11 protein-coding genes are annotated in these 19,947 nt (G+C 41.1%); 4 read left to right on the top strand and 7 right to left on the bottom strand.

Annotated features, from left to right (window positions below; genetic code table 11):
* Positions 1 to 138: 138 nt before the first annotated feature.
* From DBR32_RS04340 to DBR32_RS04350, 3 genes are all read right to left on the bottom strand, one after another.
* Positions 139 to 1,935: a T9SS type A sorting domain-containing protein gene (locus tag DBR32_RS04340; RefSeq protein ID WP_124635083.1), complete on the bottom strand. Its 1,797-nt coding sequence runs from the start codon at positions 1,933 to 1,935 to the stop codon at positions 139 to 141.
* 153 nt (positions 1,936 to 2,088) lie between these two features.
* The gene (locus DBR32_RS04345; protein ID WP_124635084.1) at positions 2,089 to 3,906 is read right to left on the bottom strand and encodes a T9SS type A sorting domain-containing protein; all 1,818 of its coding nucleotides are present in this window, start codon (positions 3,904 to 3,906) and stop codon (positions 2,089 to 2,091) included.
* A gap of 149 nt (positions 3,907 to 4,055) precedes the next feature.
* The gene (locus DBR32_RS04350) at positions 4,056 to 5,864 is read right to left on the bottom strand and encodes a T9SS type A sorting domain-containing protein (RefSeq protein ID WP_124635085.1); all 1,809 of its coding nucleotides are present in this window, start codon (positions 5,862 to 5,864) and stop codon (positions 4,056 to 4,058) included.
* 663 nt (positions 5,865 to 6,527) lie between these two features.
* Between DBR32_RS04350 and DBR32_RS04355 the strand changes: the two genes are divergently transcribed.
* Positions 6,528 to 8,378, top strand: coding sequence for a T9SS type A sorting domain-containing protein (locus DBR32_RS04355; protein WP_124635086.1), 1,851 nt, complete (start codon positions 6,528 to 6,530; stop codon positions 8,376 to 8,378).
* 375 nt (positions 8,379 to 8,753) lie between these two features.
* Positions 8,754 to 10,604, top strand: coding sequence for a T9SS type A sorting domain-containing protein (locus tag DBR32_RS04360; RefSeq protein ID WP_124635087.1), 1,851 nt, complete (start codon positions 8,754 to 8,756; stop codon positions 10,602 to 10,604).
* A 140-nt stretch (positions 10,605 to 10,744) separates the two neighbouring features.
* Here the strand turns inward: DBR32_RS04360 and DBR32_RS04365 are convergent, their stop codons facing one another.
* Both DBR32_RS04365 and sppA read right to left on the bottom strand, forming a co-directional pair.
* The gene (locus DBR32_RS04365) at positions 10,745 to 12,382 is read right to left on the bottom strand and encodes a pyruvate dehydrogenase complex dihydrolipoamide acetyltransferase (protein ID WP_124635088.1); all 1,638 of its coding nucleotides are present in this window, start codon (positions 12,380 to 12,382) and stop codon (positions 10,745 to 10,747) included.
* Positions 12,383 to 12,491: 109 nt separating this feature from the next.
* Positions 12,492 to 14,279 (bottom strand): signal peptide peptidase SppA, encoded by a 1,788-nt coding sequence (gene sppA / locus DBR32_RS04370; protein ID WP_124635089.1) that lies wholly within the window; start codon positions 14,277 to 14,279, stop codon positions 12,492 to 12,494.
* A gap of 122 nt (positions 14,280 to 14,401) precedes the next feature.
* On the opposite strand from sppA, the gene DBR32_RS04375 reads away from it, so the two are divergent.
* Both DBR32_RS04375 and DBR32_RS04380 read left to right on the top strand, forming a co-directional pair.
* Positions 14,402 to 14,890, top strand: coding sequence for a cytidine deaminase (locus DBR32_RS04375; protein WP_124635090.1), 489 nt, complete (start codon positions 14,402 to 14,404; stop codon positions 14,888 to 14,890).
* A 128-nt stretch (positions 14,891 to 15,018) separates the two neighbouring features.
* On the top strand, positions 15,019 to 16,647 hold the full coding sequence (locus DBR32_RS04380; RefSeq protein WP_124635091.1) for an FMN-binding glutamate synthase family protein: 1,629 nt from the start codon (positions 15,019 to 15,021) through the stop codon (positions 16,645 to 16,647).
* Between the two features lie 67 nt (positions 16,648 to 16,714).
* On the opposite strand, the gene DBR32_RS04385 is transcribed toward DBR32_RS04380, so the two are convergent.
* Both DBR32_RS04385 and DBR32_RS04390 read right to left on the bottom strand, forming a co-directional pair.
* Positions 16,715 to 18,298 (bottom strand): NAD(P)/FAD-dependent oxidoreductase, encoded by a 1,584-nt coding sequence (locus tag DBR32_RS04385; protein ID WP_124635092.1) that lies wholly within the window; start codon positions 18,296 to 18,298, stop codon positions 16,715 to 16,717.
* 19 nt (positions 18,299 to 18,317) lie between these two features.
* Positions 18,318 to 19,838 (bottom strand): hypothetical protein, encoded by a 1,521-nt coding sequence (locus DBR32_RS04390; protein ID WP_124635093.1) that lies wholly within the window; start codon positions 19,836 to 19,838, stop codon positions 18,318 to 18,320.
* Between the last annotated feature and the right edge of the window lie 109 nt (positions 19,839 to 19,947).

A 19,947-nucleotide genomic window follows, 5' to 3' on the forward strand; every position in this document is an offset into this window, starting at 1 on the left:
CTTCTTTATCTGGTGTACAATACGAAATATTCAAGCGCATTCATGGGAAGGAATTCCCCCCGCTAATGGACAAAGTAATTATAAAAAAAATGGCCGTATCGCTTACGGCCATTTTTTATCGTCACTAAGGAGAAAAACTTATTTAGCAATCATCAGTTTTTTAGTAGCAAACCCATCTTCGGTCGTAAACTTAATGATGTACATACCGGCAGATAAAGATTGTAAATCCAAACGGGCGGTACCATTCTGCACCTTACTCACTTTAGATTCTAATACTGTTTTACCCGTCACATCATATACCGAAACCAATAAGTCTTTACTGGCCTTAAGGTTATATTGAACCGTCAATAAACCATCTCTGTTAGGGTTTGGAAAAATACTGATGTTATTAGAAAGGTCCTCATCTACTTTATTAATCGATGTGGTGCTGATGGCAGCACAAGCAGCAGTTACCGGGTTAATGGTTACGGCATTAGTACCCGCCGGATCCAACCAGGGTTTCAGTTTTCTATTTGTCGCACTTCCATCTACGGCATAATCCCATACATAGGAAAACTTACTGTACTCTACATAATCACCAACATCTGTGGCTTCTCCTGCAGCATTATTCACACAGGAAGCAGGCGTATTATAAGGACCTCCTACAGAAAGCTGCCCGATTAAGAATCCATTACCGTCAAACAAACCGCTTCCTGAAGAACCGGTAGAACCGTAGCTGTTTTCTAAAAGCATTTCCCAGTGGGTATTTGCGGCACCCAGATTAGCAGATTGTATTTGATGTGTGTAAGACAATTTTTTATTATCGCCATCAGGATGATGAAAACCGATGAATTTCTTAGGTTCTGTTACCGTTGTCGGGATAGCAGGATTGTTATTCCAACCAGACAAAACCGCACCATAACTAGCCGGAATTGCTTGCTTTAAGGTAAATAACATAAAATCACCCTTGATTTGATTTGCATTAGTTGTGGCTTCATTATAATTAGCCCTCGCTACAAAATTCAAACCAGTCATAGATTGAGAAGTAGGATTAGCACTTCCTGTACAAGCACTATGCTCAAAATTAAAACGCACTAAAGTCTGATTAAAAGTCGTACTGGAAACAGATCCGGTAGGCTCACAGTGGGTAGCCGTTAATAAATATGGCTTACAACTGGCCGTCGTATTGGCCGTATTATTCACCAAAGTACCCGTACAAGCACCTACACCTTGCGCAGAAAACATTAGTAATTGAACGGTAGCTTTCCTATTATTAGTATAATTAGCTCCTTGCGGACAGATGGCATTCACCATACACACAGAAGAAGATCCGTTCAAGGCATTATCATAAGCATCCCAAGGCATAATATTGGCCGTCGCATATGTTTTTAAATGCTCAATAGCACGGTGAAATACTGCAGCTCTGTCGATATGCAATTGAATATCTCTGACATCTACATTCGCCTCTATATTCAATTCAACATTCACAACACTTCCTTGTACCGCATCGGTCACAAAAGTTCCCGATGCATCATTATTCTCCGCATCAAATGCACCCAACACCTGATTCTTTTGTTCATTGGTCAAGAATAATTTTACCCCTTTTGGCAAATTGAATTGATCATACAATAAACCGATTGCCGGGGCACCCGCGATGGAAATTTGGCCTCTCCAAATGGTCTCCCCGTTATCTAAGGTCACAAACTGTCCCGACTGAGGAAAACCGAAATCAGTAGCAGTATATAAAGCAACTAAAAAGGGCTTGGTAAATTTTGTGTTTTCTCTTTCTGTTTGCAAATAAGCATCCCAATCGGGATTTGCATAGCTAGCCACCGGAATATTCGCATAGGCGATCTCCGTTTTGGCTGTTTGAGGTAATCCTCCTTTGCTGATTTGCGCATGAGACTGGTATGCAAAGCACGCCAATGCAGAAAGTATAAGTACTGATTTTTTCATTAAAAAATGGAATATATTATATAAATGGATTAAGTATACAATATTAAGCAAAAAAACAATTATGTGTATCAGCAATGCCTCATCTGATCAGAATATGACAATAAAAAAGGCTACCCAATAGGTAGCCTTTTTATGCACGATCGGGCAATGTATTTATTGCTGAATCATTATTTTTTTAGTAGCAAAACCGGTTTCCGTACTCAGTTTAACCACATACATACCATTCGAAAGATGTTGCAATCCCAATTGCGCCGTACCATTCAGTGCCTTGGGTAATAAAGAATGATAAACTACTTTACCCGTAACATCATAAACCATAATCTGCAAATCAGCAGTCGACTTTAAATTGTACTGAATCTTTACCTGACCATCTGTATTAGGATTAGGAAATACCGTGATATTATTTGATAACTCATCGTCTTTCATATTGATACCCGTTCCTGAAGTAGCGGCACAGTTTGCTGCATTCAAAGCACCTAAAGTACTCACACCGGAGTTGTTAGGATCAAGCCATGATTTTAATTTGCGATTGGCACCGGCACCATCCAAAGCGTAATCCCAATCATAAGAAAACTTGCTATAAGTTACAAATTTCATGGCATTTACATCGGTTGTTTGCCCTTTGGCATTTACTTTACAAGATGAAGGAGGGTTAACTTCTCCCGCTACGGAAGCAATACCGATTAAAGATCCCTCCGGGTTAACCAGGCCACTACCTGAAGAACCGCCTGCTACATAACCACCATCTAACATCATACCCCAATGGGTATTGGTCGGATTATTGCCCAGTTCGGTACTTTCTATATCATAAGTATAGGAAAGTTTTTTTGCATCTCCGGCAGGGTGATGAAATCCAATGAATTTTTTAGGTTCACTTGTCGTCGTTGCGATACCCGCGCTATTGTTCCAACCCGATAAGGTAGCATTGTAACTGGCAGGCACCGTTTGCCGCAATTGGTATAACATAAAATCCCCTTTAATTGAGGACGTCGACATCGAAGAGCTATAACTGGAACGGGCTATAACGTTAACGCCAACGATTGTTTGTGCTGTAGGTACTTCCGTAGAAGTACAGCCACTTTTTTCGAAATTAAACCGGATCATCATCTGATTAAAGGTGGCATTGTTTAAAGAACCCGTTGCTTCACAGTGTGAAGCCGTTAATATATAAGCATTGCTACACGCACCAATACCGTTGCCGGTATTGTTCAATAAGGTACCCGAACACAGAGAGACGCCCCCAGTTACCGGCAATAAAGTTTGCACCGCAGCTTTTTTATTAATCACATAGTTTGCTCCCTGAGGACAAATAGCATTGATCATACATACAGAAGATGAGCCTAGCAAAGCGCTATCAATAGCTGTAGCGATGGTTTGCGTGCCTGCTGCTGTGGTATACTGCGCCAAATGTTCTATAGCTCTGTGAAAAACGATTGCTTTATCTATGTGTAACTGTATCGTATTTAAGGCCACCCCTGCATCAATATCCAATTCCACATTAACAATACTACCTTGTATGGCATCTGTAATAAATACACCTGAAGGATCATTATTGCTATTGTCAAAAGCACCCAATACCTGCTTCTGGTTTTCATTAGATAAATACAGGCTTACCCCTTTTGGCAGCTGAAAGCGATCATACATTAATCCGATTGCCGGTGCATCCTGTACCGCGATCTGAGCGCGCCACACACGTTTGCCATTATCCAAGGTAATCAATTGTCCCGACTGAGGAAAACCAAAATCTGTGGCAGCGTATAAGCCGGCCAGATAAGGTCTTGTAAAGTCAACATGTTCCTTTTCAGTTGTCAGATAAGCCTCCCAATCGGGATTATTATAAGTAGATAAGGGAATGGTATTATATTCAATTTTATGTTGAAAAGATAAAGGAATGCCTCCTTTACTGATTTGTGCACTAGACTGGAATACAATACATGCCAATGCAGAAAGTATAAGAACTGATTTTTTCATTAAAAAATAGAATATATAAATGAATTAAGTATACAATATTAAGCAAAAAAACAATTATGTGCATCAGCAATGCCTCATCTGATCAGAATATGACAATAAAAAAGGCTACCTATTCGGTAGCCTTTTTTATACACGATCGGGCAATATATTTACTGCTGAATCATCAGTTTTTTAATAGCAAACCCATCTTCGGTCGTAAACTTAATGATGTACATACCGGCAGATAAAGATTGTAAATCCAAACGGGCTGTACCATTCTGCACTTTACTCACTTTAGATTGGTATACCGTTTTACCTGTTACATCATATACCGAAACCAATAGGTCTTTACTGGCCTTCAGATTATATTGAACCGTTAATAAACCATCTCTGTTAGGATTCGGAAAAATACTGATGTTATTAGAAAGATCATCATCTACTTTATTAATAGATGTGGTGCTGATGGCAGCACAGGTAGCCGTTAACGGATTAATGGTTACGACATTGGTGCCCGCCGGATCCAACCAGGGTTTCAGTTTTCTATTTGCTGCACTTCCATCTACCGCATAATCCCATACATAGGAAAACTTACTGTAGTATATATTATCGCCTATATTTGTAGGATTTCCTGCTGCATTATTGACACAGTTTTCCGGTACATTACTATTGCCCCCTAAAGATACCTGGCCGATCAGGTACCCGTCACCATCAAACAAGCCACTCCCGGAAGAACCTGTAGAACCATAGCTGTTTTCGAGTGTCAATCCCCAGTGTGTATCGGGTGCTCCCATAGCTACAGAGCGGATCTGATGCGCGTAAGATAGCTTTTTATTATCACCGTCGGGGTGATGAAAACCGATGAATTTCTTAGGTTCTGATACGGAGGTAGCAATAGAGAGATTGTTATTCCAGCCGGATAAAATGGCACCATAGCTTTCGGGAATAGCTTGTCTAAAGCTAAATAATAAAAAGTCTCCCTTGATCTGATTAACCGCACCCAAATCTGCATTATAATCTGAGCGGGCAACAAAGTTCAGACCGGTCATAGACAAGGCAGCGGGATTGGCACCACCGGTACAGGTACTATGCTCAAAATTAAAACGGACAATGGTCTGGTCAAATGTAGTGCTGGAAACAGAGCCTGTACCTTCGCAATGGGTAGCTGTCAGTAAATAAGGCTTGCAATTTGAAGTGGTATTACCGGTATTATTAACCAAGGTACCGGAGCATGCTGCATAAAAAACCTGGCCGTCCATAGTAACCTCGAACACGATCTGAACCGTTGCTTTCCGGTTATTGCTGTAATTGGCGCCCTGTGGACAGATAGCGTTCACCATACATACAGAGGAAGCTCCATTATAAACACTATCGTAATAATCCCATGTACCAACCGTATTCGATGCATAGGTCTTCAGGTTTTCAATACCGCGGTGAAACACAGCGGCACCGTTGATATGCAATTGAATATCCCTTAGATTCACCTCGGGATCAATATCCAGTTCTATAGTTACTTTTTCGCCCTGTACTGCATCCGTAATAAAAGTACCTGAAGCATCATTGTTATCTACATCAAACGCACCGAGCACCTGCTTCCTGTTTTCATTGGTCAGAAACAAACGCACGCCTTTGGGTAAATAAAACCGGTCATACTTCAGGCCAATGGCCGGTGCACCGATAACAGCGATCTGCCCTCGCCAGACGGTTTGCCCGTTATCCAATGTAACGAACTGGCCAGACTCCGGAAAGCCAAAGTCAGCAGCCGTATTTTGTGCGACCACAAATGGCTTGGCAAATTTTGTACTTTCTTTTTCTTTCTGCAAATAAGCCTCCCAGTCGGGGTTTGCATAAGAAGAAACAGGAAAGTTGTTAAACGAAAGCGTTGTCTTTGCCGTTTGCGGCAAGCCTCCTTTGCTGATCTGTGCACTAATCTGATAGCTGATACAGAAACTTACAGCAATTAAAATAATTGATTTTTTCATTGTAGATCGATAATATATGAATTAACAATATTAAGTAAAATATCATATATTATAAATAATTATTCTAATGAATTAAAAACCCGTCAGTTATACCGGTTTTGAATTCATTAGAAATAGCATTATTTCTAAATCGCCGATTTCTTAGTTGCAAATCTCACTGCTGCATCGCCAAAGCGGACCATATACATTCCATTAGAAAGCTGAGACAGGTCGACCGGAAGCACCCTTGTTCGTAACGTTTTTACCGCTAATATTATATACGGTAATGTGCAGGCCGGGGCTTGATTTCAGGTTGTTTTTAGTTTAGGATATAAGGCAATATCATGAGACAGGTCATAATCGTTCCTCTTAACCGAGATTGGGCAATGACAAAACTATCTGAAGCCTCAAGAACCCCACCCTTAAATTAAATTTATTCATTAAAAGATTGAACTCCATCCCTTAATTAGATACACTTCGATGTAACTTTTTATGCTCATCAGAATTAAATTATTACTCTTATAAAATTTTATTATCTTTAACTAATTTTTTTAAATATCAAAATATACTAATACAATATAAATAAAATTCATTTTTTACACATTCAATATACCGTAATTTAAAATGATCAGACAGTAAGCGGTTTGATTTTATTCAATAACAATAAAAATCTAATGAAAATCTATGAAAAAGAAAATTTTATTTTTATGTGCAGGGCTGGCTTTTGCCTTCAATACAAAGGCACAGATAAGCCAGGGTGGCCTGCCACTATCGATGAAGCAGGAAGTTGCCTTGACCAATGTACCCCTGTCTGATTATCAAAATCCGGACTGGGAAAGTTATTTAAACAAAGAAAAGGAACGGCCAAATAAATCAAAAGTGACCGGTCCGGTAAAAATAGGCTTACATGCACCGACCGACTTCGGATTCCCACAGTCCGGGCAAATGATTACCCTGGACAATGGACAAAGGGTATGGAGAGGGATCATGAGTATTCCAGGTGCTCCGGCGATAGGTTTATTATTTGATCAATTCAATTTACCCAAAGGAGTGAAACTCTACCTGACCAATGAAAATAAAAAACAGGTGGTCGGAGCCTTTGATAACAGCAACAATGATCCTTCCGGACAATTTGCCATAGATGCCATACAAGGTCCTAAAGTATATATGGAACTAAATATTGCTCCGGAGGTAAACCTCAGCGATATAAAGATGCATATTGATAAAGCACTAGTATTTCACAGGGCTATTGAGCATTTACAAACGTACCTGATAGCGGGCGCAACACCTTTAGATCAATTAGATAATCAAACAAATGGTCAGTCATCCCAATGTAACATTAATGCCATTTGCCCTCAGGGTGTGAACTACCCCAACCCCCGAAAGGCGACAGTACAGACGGTAAACATGGCCGGTGGAGACGCTTGCTCCGGAACACTGGTTACCCATACCGGTAATACTGCAGCCAGCTGTAAGCCCTATATTTATACCGCATCACATTGTGAGTCCCCAGGCGAGACTAATTCATCAACGCCCGTCTTCAACCAATATTTGGTCCGGTTTAATTTTGAGCGGCCTACCTGTGATAATAGTGGGGCGACCAATGGCCAGAGCATGATGGGTGTAAATCTTGTAGCCAGATCCGAGTTTCAGGAGCAATGGTTAGGTAATACAACAAGCGTAAAAGGCGATTTTATGTTACTGGAATTGCGTGAGGCCATTCCTGCCGGCTACGGAGCCGTATTTTCCGGTTGGGATAGAAGCAATAGCTTTCCAACCAATGTAAGCCTGCCCAAAAAATTCATCGGATTCCATCATCCTGCCGCAGATAATAAAAAGCTGTCAAGTGCGCAAACAATAGTATCGTATGAGTGGCCTAGTGCAGAACCAAATCCTTCAGGATCCCGCTGGGCTATACAATTGACAGAAGGATATGTGGAAGGAGGTTCTTCCGGTAGTGGCTTATTTAATGGAGATGGCTACCTGATCGGGGATGCCTCTGTAGCAGCTGTCGAAGACACGATACCGGCCAATTGTAAGACAAAGGCGAATGGACAAGCCAATGCAGATCCGTCGAATTTCGTTTTGTACCAAAAGATCAGCCATGCTTGGGAATATAATGAAAACGGGATAGCAGGTGCCAATAGCCTGAAACCATTTTTAGATCCGGCCAATACCGGCGTGCTGAAAATTAATTCTGTAACACAAACGTGTGCCCCACTGACTTCCGGTGGCGGAACAGAAACCGGATTGTCCCTTTCCGGATTTAATGAAGGATTAGATGGTGATATTGTGGTATACCCTAATCCTAGTTCCGGCAACAATGTACAGTTACAGTACAACCTGAGAAATAGGACTGATCTATCTGTAACTATTGTTGATATTACTGGTAAAGTAGTTTTTGAAGCTAAAATAAAGGGTGCTAAAACCGGTACAAAACTAGTAAACTTACAACAGGTATCTTCCGGGATGTATGTGATTAAAATCTCATCGCCTAATGGCTATACCTGTAAGAAACTGGTATTAAATAAATAGTTTTTCCATAGCAATAGTTAATACCCGATTTTCATTCAAAACAAGTACAAGTTCGTATAAAAATTAAGTGGGGTCAAATAANNTTATTTGACCCCACTTAATTTTAAGATATAGAAGTATTTATTTTATAAATACTTGCCGAATTGCTCTATCTATACATACTTAATCAATTATACAAACAGGACACTGCCCTTAGCCCCCTGAACCATCTCTTATTAACCTAAATTAACGGCAATTAACTAGAATTAACTAAGGAGCACTAGGAACATAATTATCTTCGTTATTGAGCTTTATTAAGCGACATAACAATTAAAAATGATCTGACTGCCAAGGGTTTGATCTTATTCAATAACAGAAAACAATCAATTGAAAGCAATGAAAAAGAAAATTATTTTTTTCTCGGTACTGTTGGCTTTAGGTCTGAAGGCTAATGCACAGATAAACCAGGGGGGCTTGCCACTATCGATGAAGCAGGAAATAGCATTGACCAATGTACCCCTGTCTGATTATCAAAACCCGGACTGGGAAAGCTATTTGAACGAAGAAAAGGAACGTTTACATAAGCCACAGGTGACCGGCCCGGTAAAAATAGGCTTACATGCACCGACCGATTTTGGATTCCCACAGTCCGGGCAAATGATTACCCTGGACAATGGACAAAGGGTGTGGAGAGGGATCATGAGTATTCCAGGTGCTCCGGCGATTGGCCTGTTATTTGATCAATTCAATTTACCCAAAGGAGTAAAACTCTACCTGACCAATGAAAATAAAAGACAGGTAGTGGGTGCCTTTGATAACAGCAACAATGATGCTTCAGGACAATTTGCCATAGATGCCATACAAGGTCCTAAAGTATATATAGAACTAAATATTGCTCCGGAGGTAAACCTCAGCGATATAAAGATGCATATTGATAAAGCATTAGTATTTCACAGGGCTATTGAGCATTTACAAACGTACCTGATAGCGGGCGCAACACCTTTAGATCAAGTTGATGCCCAGTTAAACGGAAGGTCTTCTGTCTGTACGATTAATGCCATTTGCCCTCAGGGTGCGAACTATCCCAACCCCCGAAAAGCTACCATACAGACAATAGACATGGTTGGTGGAGGTGCCTGCTCCGGAACCCTGGTTACCCATACCGGTAATACTGCAGCCAGCTGTAAGCCATATATTTATACCGCATCACATTGCGAGCCGACAGGTCAAACCAACTCATCAACGCCCGTCTTCAACCAGTATTTGGTACGGTTCAATTTTGAGCGACCTACCTGTGATAATAGTGGAGCGACCAATGGCCAAAGCATAACTGGCGTAAATCTCGTATCCAGATCTGCTTTCCAATCACAATGGCTAAACGATCTTAATAGTATTAAAGGCGATTTTATGTTACTGGAATTACGTCAGGCCATTCCTGCCAGCTACGGAGCCGTATTTTCTGGTTGGGATAGGAGTAATAGCTTTCCAACCAATGTAAGCCTGCCCAAAAAATTCATTGGATTCCATCATCCGGCAGGAGATAATAAAAAGCTGTCAACTTCCCAAAGCATCGCATCTACAGAATGGCCTAGTCAACAACCCAGCCCATCTGGATCGCGTTGGACCACAGAATTGGAAGTAGGATATGTGGAAGGAGGTTCTTCCGGTAGTGGCTTATTTAATGGGGATGGTTACGTAATCGGCGATGCTTCTGTAGCCGGGGTATCCGCTACGATACCGGCCAATTGTAATACAAAGGCTAACGGAGAGCCGAACGCGGATCCTCTAAATTCCGTAACGTATCAAAAGCTTAGCCATGTATGGGAGTATAATGAAAACGGAATAGCAGGAGCCAATAGCCTGAAGCCATTTTTAGATCCGGCCAATACCGGTGTACTGAAAACTAATTCGGTAACACAAACGTGTGCCCCACTGACTTCCGGTGGCGGAACAGAAACAGGATTATCCCTTTCCGGATTTAATGAAGGATTAGATGGTGATATTGTGGTATACCCTAATCCTAGTTCCGGCAACAATGTACAATTGCAGTACAACCTCAAAAATAGTACTGATCTATCTGTAACTATTGTTGATATTACTGGTAAAGTAGTTTTTGAAGCTAAAATAAAGGGTGCTAAAACCGGTACAAAACAATTAAACTTACAACAGGTATCTTCCGGGATGTATGTGATTAAAATCTCATCGCCTAATGGCTATACTTGTAAGAAACTGGTATTAAATAAATAGTATTTCCCAATCGTTTTTTAAGATAAGGATCTCATAAATTGAAATGCGGTCTATTAAGATTAAATACCTTAATAGACCGCATTTTCGTTTCAAGACACAGGCGTATTTATGTTATACACCCCGTATTTTTTATAAAATCATTATACCAGCATGGTTACCGGGTTTTCTAAATATGCTTTTAACGTTTGCAGGAAGGAAGATCCTACCGCGCCATCTACCACTCTATGATCGCAGCTTAAAGTCAGTTTCATAATGTTGCGGATCACTACAGCACCCTCTTCTGCTACAGGTGTAGGCGCTATTTTACCTACAGCCAGGATACAGCTATCCGGTGGATTGATAATCGCCGTAAACTCATCAATATCCATCATTCCCAAGTTAGAAATGGTGAAGGTATTACCTGTAAATTCTTGTGGTTGTAATTTTTTATCTTTTGCTTTTTTAACCAATGTTTTGGCTTCGGCAGCAATCGCAGACAGTGATTTCTGATCGGCAAATTTGATTACCGGTACAATCAGACCATCTTCAATAGCCACTGCAGAACCAATATGGATATGATGATTTTCTCTTACAAAATCACCCATCCAGCTACTGTTTACCGCAGGGTGTTTGCGTAAAGCCATCGCAGCCGATTTGATTACCAGGTCATTAAAGGATATTTTAGATTCGGATAGCTCATTCATAGCTGCGCGCGCTTCCATAGCCTTATCCATGTTTACAGAGATCGTCAGATAGAAATGCGGCGCCGTAAATTTGCTTTGACTTAAGCGTTGTGCAATCACTTTCCTCATTTGAGAAAGTTCGATATCTGTATGTGATTCTTGCCCTGCTATCACCGGCGCTGAAGCAGAAACGGTTCCACTCGGTTTAGCTGAAGGAACATAAGCTTCTACATCTTTTCTGATAATACGTCCACCATCTCCGCTTCCTTTCAAATCGGATAAGCTGATGCCTTTGTCTTTAGCCATTTTTCTGGCTAAAGGAGACACTTTCACTCTGCTATCCTCACTTGTTGCTGCGGCTGGAGCGGCAGAAGCCTGTTGTGCACTTGCGACTGGCGCCGCGCTAGCGGTCTGTGTTGGTGCAGGCGTGGCTTCAGCTGCAGGAGCAGTATCAGCAGCTTTATTATTATAATAATCTATATAAGGTTTTACATCCGTACCGGCTTTACCAACAATGGCCATAACGCCATTTACCGCAACGCCTTGGCCCGCAGGTACGCCCTGGTATAAAAGTACGCCATCGGCATAAGGCATTACTTCCATGGTCGCTTTATCGGTTTCTACCTCTGCTATCACATCATCAGACTTCACCGTATCGCCAACATTTTTCAACCAGGCCACGATTTTACCTTCTTTCATGGTATCGCTCAGCAAAGGCATTTGTATTACCGTAGCCAATGAAGCATCGGGAGCTGTAGCTGGTGCAGCAGGAGTTGCAGGGGCGGCTGGAGCCGGAGCAGCTTCTGTTGCCGTTGCAGCAGCAGGTGTTTCCTCAACGGTTACCGTATTGGCTGCTTCAGATAAGTGAGCCGATATATCCTCTCCTTCTTTACCAATAATGGCCAAAATATCATTAACCGGAATTTTTTTCTTATCGCTGATGTACAAGATCGTTCCATCTACATAAGGCATTACTTCCATGGTCGCTTTATCCGTTTCTACATCTGCTATTACATCGTCTGACTTCACTTTATCTCCAACTTTCTTGTGCCAGCCCGCAATAACACCTTCTTTCATGGTGTCACTTAATAAGGGCATACGTACTACTTCAGCCATAATATATTCGTTAGTTTTTTATGTTAATTTTCAACCCCCAAATATACTGCATATCATTGATACAATATTCATATTAAGGGCAATTTGTTTTGTTTCCTACAGCCTGTTATTACTTCGTATCCGGCAGGAAGGGTAACATGGTCCAGATTTGATTCTGGTTGTTCATTAATAGCTTAAACTGCTGAAAAGCGTCAAAACTATAGCCCAATTCATTTTGGATCATCTGTTTGGCAAACAAAGAACTGTTCAGCTCTTTACCATTTACCATTTTCAGCAGGCGCTCTATATCAGAAGTAGGTTTAGGAAAGGTAACAACCCTGTATTCACTAATACCGGCAAGTTTTGCCGCAGCTTTAAGTGCCCTGTCTAAACCTCCTAAGCCATCTACCAGGTTCAAACCTAAAGCGGCTGTTCCAGTCCATACTCTGCCCTGCCCTACGCTATCTACATATTCCATGCTTAAATTACGTCCGGCAGCAACCCTGCTTTTGAAGGTACTATAGATTGTGTCCACACCATGTTGGATGATATTTCTTTCCTGCTCTGTAAAAGGACGGTTCATTTGGCCCATATCCGCCATAGGCGCATTTTTCTCCACATCAAAAGTAATCCCCAGCTTATTATTAAATAGCTTCTGCGTATTCATCATGATCCCAAACACACCGATACTACCGGTAATGGTATTAGGCATTGCAAAAACACTGTCGGACTGGCAAGCGATATAATACCCGCCGGAAGCGGCATAATCACCCATAGAAGTCACTAATTTTTTCTTGGCTTTTAATAACTGTAATTCTCTTAAGATATTTTCAGAAGCCAAAGCAGAACCACCGGGAGAATTTACCCTTAATACAACGGCTTTTACATTCTCATCATCCCTTACCCTTCTGATCTCTTTAATAAAATCTTCTGAAGCAATTACCGCATCGCTATTTGCGCCGGCCCGGCCATCTACAATAGATCCTTCAGCAATCAGTAAGGCAATGTGGTTATTACTTGGTTTTTGAGACAACCTGCTTTTATAATCAGATAAAGAAGCAAAATTGAGGTCTTTATCGGCGGCAATACCGGATTTAGCCTTTAATAATTGCTCCATCTCATCTTTATATTTCAATCCGTCTACTAAACGGTATTGTATGGCATCCGTACTGGTTTGGATAGCGCCTTTTTGTACTAAAGAATCTATGGTAGCAGTGTCCATTTTAGTATGCTCACTCACGGCAACCAACATTTCGCTCCATAAATCCTTTTGATAAGCGGCAATTTGCGCCCTGTTCTCCGGGGTCATTTTATAAGCTCTAATCGGCTCTGTGGCACTTTTGAACTTTCCGCAATAAAATATTTCGGGTTCTACTTCCAGCTTGTCTAACAAGCCTTTGTAGAACATAATGTTTGTACTTAAACCTTTTAACTCCACGTTCCCGATCGGGTTTAAGAATACGCTGTCCGCTACAGAAGCCACATAATAAGCTTTTTGGGCAATCCCATCCGCATAAGCATAGATAAATTTACCACTCTTTTTAAAACCTTCCAGGGCTTTACGTAACTGCTGAGAGGTTGCCCAGCCATTATTGTTATTGCCTGCTTTTATATAAATGCCTTTAATATTTTCGTCTGCTTTAGCCAGTTCAATCGCACTCATGATTTCAAACAAACCCACCTCTGCTGCAGGCGCACCACCTGTAATGGCCGATAAGATATTAGCCTGAGGGATTTCGCTAATGGGTTTTGATAAATCAATCTCCAAAATACTGTTCGATTTAATAACGGCAACCTGTGAACTGGTTACAGAGCTGGCCAGGGCACCCATAATACCGAAAAATACCAGCATCAACAGGATTCCTGATACGACAATCGCCAACAGTGAGGCGAAAAAATATTTGAAAAAATCTTTCATAATGAACTTTAACGTTTAAAGCGCAAATATAGTCCATAGTTTCCCAATTGCTCTTCATAAAATGATTTACTAAATGTTATAATTATTATTTCTGTAAATTGCAGTAAACCAAGTACAGACATATGCCATCATTCCATTTTACATATGACAGCTTCCCGGATGCAACCTCAATAGACCCCGTTTTACAACAACTGATGGCCACAGCAGCAGAAGCCGCCCGCAATTTATCTTATGCCCCTTACTCAAAGTTTCAGGTCGGTGCTGCGGTTTTATTGGAAAATGACGCCGTCGTACAGGGCAGCAACCAGGAAAACGCCTCCTTTCCGGCAGGTATCTGTGCCGAAAGGGTCGCCTTGAACAGCGCAGCCGTGTTATATCCTGGTATTAAAGTATTGACAATTGCAATAGCCTATACGAAAGCACATATTGACGCAGAAATGGCGGATGAGGTTTTATCGCCATGCGGTATCTGCAGGCAAGTAATCAGTGAAGTGTACCAGCGGCAAAACAGCCCGATCCGTTTATTAATGAGTAGTGCGAACGGCAAGATTATTATGATTAATGATGCCCAAAATTTATTACCGTTTTCCTTTGGCAGCCATATGCTGTAATCCTTTACAGGATTAGCTTTTGAGCGTTTATATTAACCTTAACACCTGCGAAGCCTGTTATTTATTTGATTAAGTAATTTATTCGTTTTAAGTTCGCGGATTATTTCAAAAAATAGACAAAAAATAATATGCGTAAAGGGTTTATTATTATTTCGACCTTGTTAGTGTTACTAACTTTGGGCTTATCCATTTTCTTAAGCAAAAACTGGTATGTGTTTTTCGGCATTACCTTCCTCTTAACCATATTGGGATATTATGACATGTCCCAGAAAAAGCACTCCATCATGCGTATCTACCCCGTTTTCGGGCGGTTACGTTGGTTTATGGAAGACATTCGCCCCAAAATATACCAATACTTTGTAGAAAGTGATATTGATGGCCGTCCGATCAACAGGATCGATCGTTCTACGATTTATCAAAGAGCCAAGAAAGAAAACGATACGATGCCTTTCGGTACGCAATTAGATGTGTATGCCGAAGGGTACGAATGGATGTGTCACTCCATTGCACCAAAAGACTTTAAAAGCCTGAATCATAACCCAAGGGTACATGTAGGAAACAAGGACTGTACCAAACCTTATGAGTTGAGTATTTACAATATCTCTGCGATGAGTTATGGTTCCCTGAGTTCTAATGCGGTAGAAGCAATGAACGCCGGAGCGCAAATCGGTGGCTTCGCACACAATACGGGTGAAGGGGGTTTGAGTCCTTTCCATTTAAAACATGGAGGCGATGTGATCTGGCAAATCGGTACCGGTTATTTCGGCTGCCGAAATTTAGATGGTACTTTCTCTACCGAATTATTTGCCGAAAAAGCACAGTTGGAAACCGTGAAAATGATCGAGATCAAGATCTCACAAGGTGCGAAACCGGGTCATGGTGGTATCTTACCGGCGGCTAAGAATACCCCTGAGATTGCCGCAATTCGTGCAATCGAACCTTATACTTTAGTAGCTTCTCCTCCCTACCACTCTGCTTTTGGCACACCAAAGGAATTGGTTTTATTTGTCAAAAAACTAAGAGACCTCAGCGGTGGTAAACCGGTAGGTTTTAAACTGTGTATTGGTCATAAATCAGAATTCATCAGTATTTGTAAAGCGATGATCGCTTTAGATACCTATCCCGATTTCATTACCGTAGATGGTGGTGAAGGTGGTACCGGTGCGGCACCACAGGAATTCTCCAACTATGTAGGAGCGCCTTTATTAGATGGTCTTGATTTTGTATCTAATATATTAAGAGGGCTTGACATCAAAAAGCATATTAAAGTATTGGCTTCGGGTAAAATTACCAGTGGTTTCCATTTAGTGCGTGCAATGGCTTTAGGAGCAGATGCCTGCTATTCTGCCCGTGCCATGATGATGGCCGTAGGTTGTATCCAGGCTTTGATGTGTAATACCAACAAATGCCCTGTAGGGGTCGCTACACAGGACAAATCATTGTCTGTAGGTTTGGTGGTAGAAGATAAGAAAACAAGGGTGGCACAATTCCACAAATACACGATTGAAAACTTTATCGAGTTATTGGGTGCAGCCGGGTTAACCAGCAAAGAAGACCTGACCCGTTCTCATATCTATCGTCGTATTTCCTTAAATTCCATGCTGACTTATGAAGAGATCTTCCCATCTTATGAAATGGGCGCTTTCTTAAATCCGGATAATATTCCACAACGTTACAAAACAGACTTCGCCTTTGCCAGTATGGACCAATGGGGTATGTCTAATATCGGTAGCTGGAGTAACGATAACAATAAGTAAATATCTTTTTATACATCAAAAAAAATCCCGGGAGCTTCTTCCGGGATTTTTTATAATGTATATGCGGTTATTTTTCTCCTTTTTGTTCGTGATACTCCTGCTCCGTATTAATTTCCCAGATATTCTGCTTGGTGTTTATCCCATTTACAATATTATCTACGGCAACCATTGCTGTCAACATAGAGTGATCGCTGTTATTATATTTATGCATCCCGTTACGGCCTACCATAAATAAGTTCGCAATCTGGTCTGTGTATATTTTAACCTGATCAAAATCACCATAAGTACCAAAGTATGCCGGGTATGCTTTTTCCATCTTAATCACAGTAGCATCCAGTACATCAGCTTTGTCGATGATACCAATTTGAGACAACTCTTCGATGCCCAACACCTTCATAGAAGTCTCATCTTTTTCCCAGATGTCGTCCCCCTTGTTACAGAAATATTCCATACCTACCCATACATGATTCGGATCAGCAACCATATACGGACTCCAGTTATTGAAGATCTGCAGACGACCTACTTTTACATCATGCTCCTGTATATAGATCCAGTTATCTTTAACGGTATTATCCGACCCTGCGGGGCGCTGGTTATCCCGTTTAATTGTCAGTTTGTTCAATAATAATCCTACAGTTAAAAAGTCACGATACACCAAGCCTTTTGCAATATCAAGTATATTATTCGGCGCTTTGGGGCTGACAATATCGATTAGCTGCTGCACCGGCATGGTCGAGAAGAAATAATCACAATGGTGCATTGTCTCCTCCCCGGTTTGGTTAAGCTTTACTTTTACTTTGCATACATTTCCGGTTGCCGGATCCAGCTCTATACCGGTTACTTCTGTATTCATTACAATACGACCACCTCTCTGCGTGACCATATCCGCAACGGTTTCCCACATTTGTCCGGGTCCGAATTTAGGATACAGAAATTGCTCGATTAGACTGGTCTCCACTTCTTTTTGTGATAATCCCGATTCCTGTCTTGGTTTCTTCAGGGCATGCATGATCGCCTTGGTAATAGACAAGCCCTTAATACGCTGTGCACCCCACTCCGCCGATATCATACGACAGGAGATACCCCAAACCTTTTCCGTATAATCTTTAAAGAAAGTATGATACAATTCTTTACCAAAACGGTTGATAAAGAAGTCCTCCAGCGACTTTTCGTCCTTCCTCGGGCTGATTTGGGAAAGGAGATAAGAAGCCATTATTTTGAATGAACGCATCAGTCCCAAGCCTTTAAGGGTGTCTACAGACAGGGAAATCGGATAGTTAAAGAATTTTTTTAGAAAATAAATACGAGATAATCGGTTACGGATCAGCATAATATTATCCGTTTTATCGGGAGCGCAAGTAGATACATGCTCCTTGCGCTTACCCGCATAAGATCCGAACTTGTCTGCTGCAAGCGCCTCCAGAGGCATGATACTCGTCCACCATTTCATAACCCGGTCCGACTTGGAGAAGAACCGATGTCCACCTATATCAATACGATTGCCTTTATAGTTGACCGTTTTGCTGATTCCACCGATATCGTTTGTCTTTTCAAAAATAATCGGGATAATATCGGTTCTGGATAACAGTTCATAAGCGGCTGTTAAGCCTGCAGGTCCTGCGCCTGAAATAATCGCAATTTTGGGGGGCATAAATCTAATTTTAAAAATTTTAATCCTGCTGCTCTTCAGGCCTACCGAACATCTGGTCTATAAATGATAGCGGGATCACAATTCCCAGTACAAACCACATCAGCATATAACGCAGGGTAATAATCGCCGCAAAAACAGAAAAAGCAAAGTATCCAAAGTAGCATATATACCAAAGCAAAACAGGGTACACAAAGTCACGCTTCCAACGGCCATATATTTTCCTTTGCCTGAACAGGTACAGTGCCGGTACAGCGACACATAAAAAATGAACCAATACAATAAGGTAGGGAAATGGTTTCACAATAGCGACCCGCAAACCTGGATACCTTACTTTATAACTATCCGGCCGCAAGTCAAACCAGTTCCGGGTTTCAATAGTTGCCCAAGAGCTATCAGGCATATTATTACTAGTCAAAGCTTCCGCGTGCGGAAGCACAAAATTCAGGGTATTCGGTACTATCTGATATTTAATAAAATCGCATTTATTATTCATTATCGTCTCCTTACCAAATTCTGCATACATACCAGATAAAGCATACCAGGCATTAAAATAAGACACCCTGTACCGTCTACAATACAGATAAAGGTATAATTTCAAGGGGCTTTCTTTATGCCAAAGAAAGAAAGTACCTACCTTCCCTTCCTGTCGTTCCCGAAATCCGCCCTCTTTCAAAGCCAGACTGGGGTGGGCATAGCAGTAACGAACTATGCTATCGAATTCTTTCAGTTCCGGAGTAGCCCACTCAATACGGTTTTCACTAGAAGGGTGATAGATATATAAGGCATTGTTAGCCATTTGCCAACCAGAAAAACCTGAGAATACATTGGTACCGGTTTCTTCATAAATAGCAGATTTTATAGCGCTATAGGCCCCCATAATCACTAATAAAGTACCTGCAATACCAATCGCTTTATAAACTATCCCGGCCTTATGCGTGATCAATAGCGCCACCACAGTTACTATCGGATAGAAAAGAGCAGTATAGCGGACATTAAAGACCCAGTACAGCATAATGAGCTGCAATACAAGTACCCAGGCAGAGGGCTTTCTGATTATCCATAATAAGCTGGTAAACCATACGATCGTTAGAGTAGTGAAGAGGGTATCACTGGCGATCTGGTTTGCTAAGGGAAGAAAGATCGGGTTGAGTACCAGCAGACATAAAGTGAATATCTTCAGCTTACGGTTTTTAAAAGGAAATAGGAAATCAACTGAAAAAAAACAGAACAGTGTGCTCAGGCACAAAACCATATATTGGCTCAACACAACAGCATAAGAAGAAGAAAAGAAGTCATGTACGATCTGTAGATACTTGGAATACCCAAAAGGCCGATAGTAACTCCGCATGTCCCTGACAGCTGCAAAAATATAGGAATGAGAATCAGCGTAAAAGTCTGCCTCTGCTATGGCATATTTATATCCCAGAAAATAAAGCAGGTAAATCATTACCGCGGCCCAAAACAATCGCTTATTCGCTCTATCATTAAAAATGTGGTTAAACAATTTCTTTTCATTGAGAGATTGGGTGTGTTTATTCATTTCAGGTTTAGCTTTTGATTTCCTAATAAAACTGTTTATTAACGGCAGATTCAATAATAAATATTGCTCAAAGAAAATCAAATATACATTAACTAATATAAATAAACAA

It is taken from the genome of Taibaiella sp. KBW10, from assembly GCF_003852495.1.
Lineage (GTDB): Bacteria > Bacteroidota > Bacteroidia > Chitinophagales > Chitinophagaceae > Edaphocola.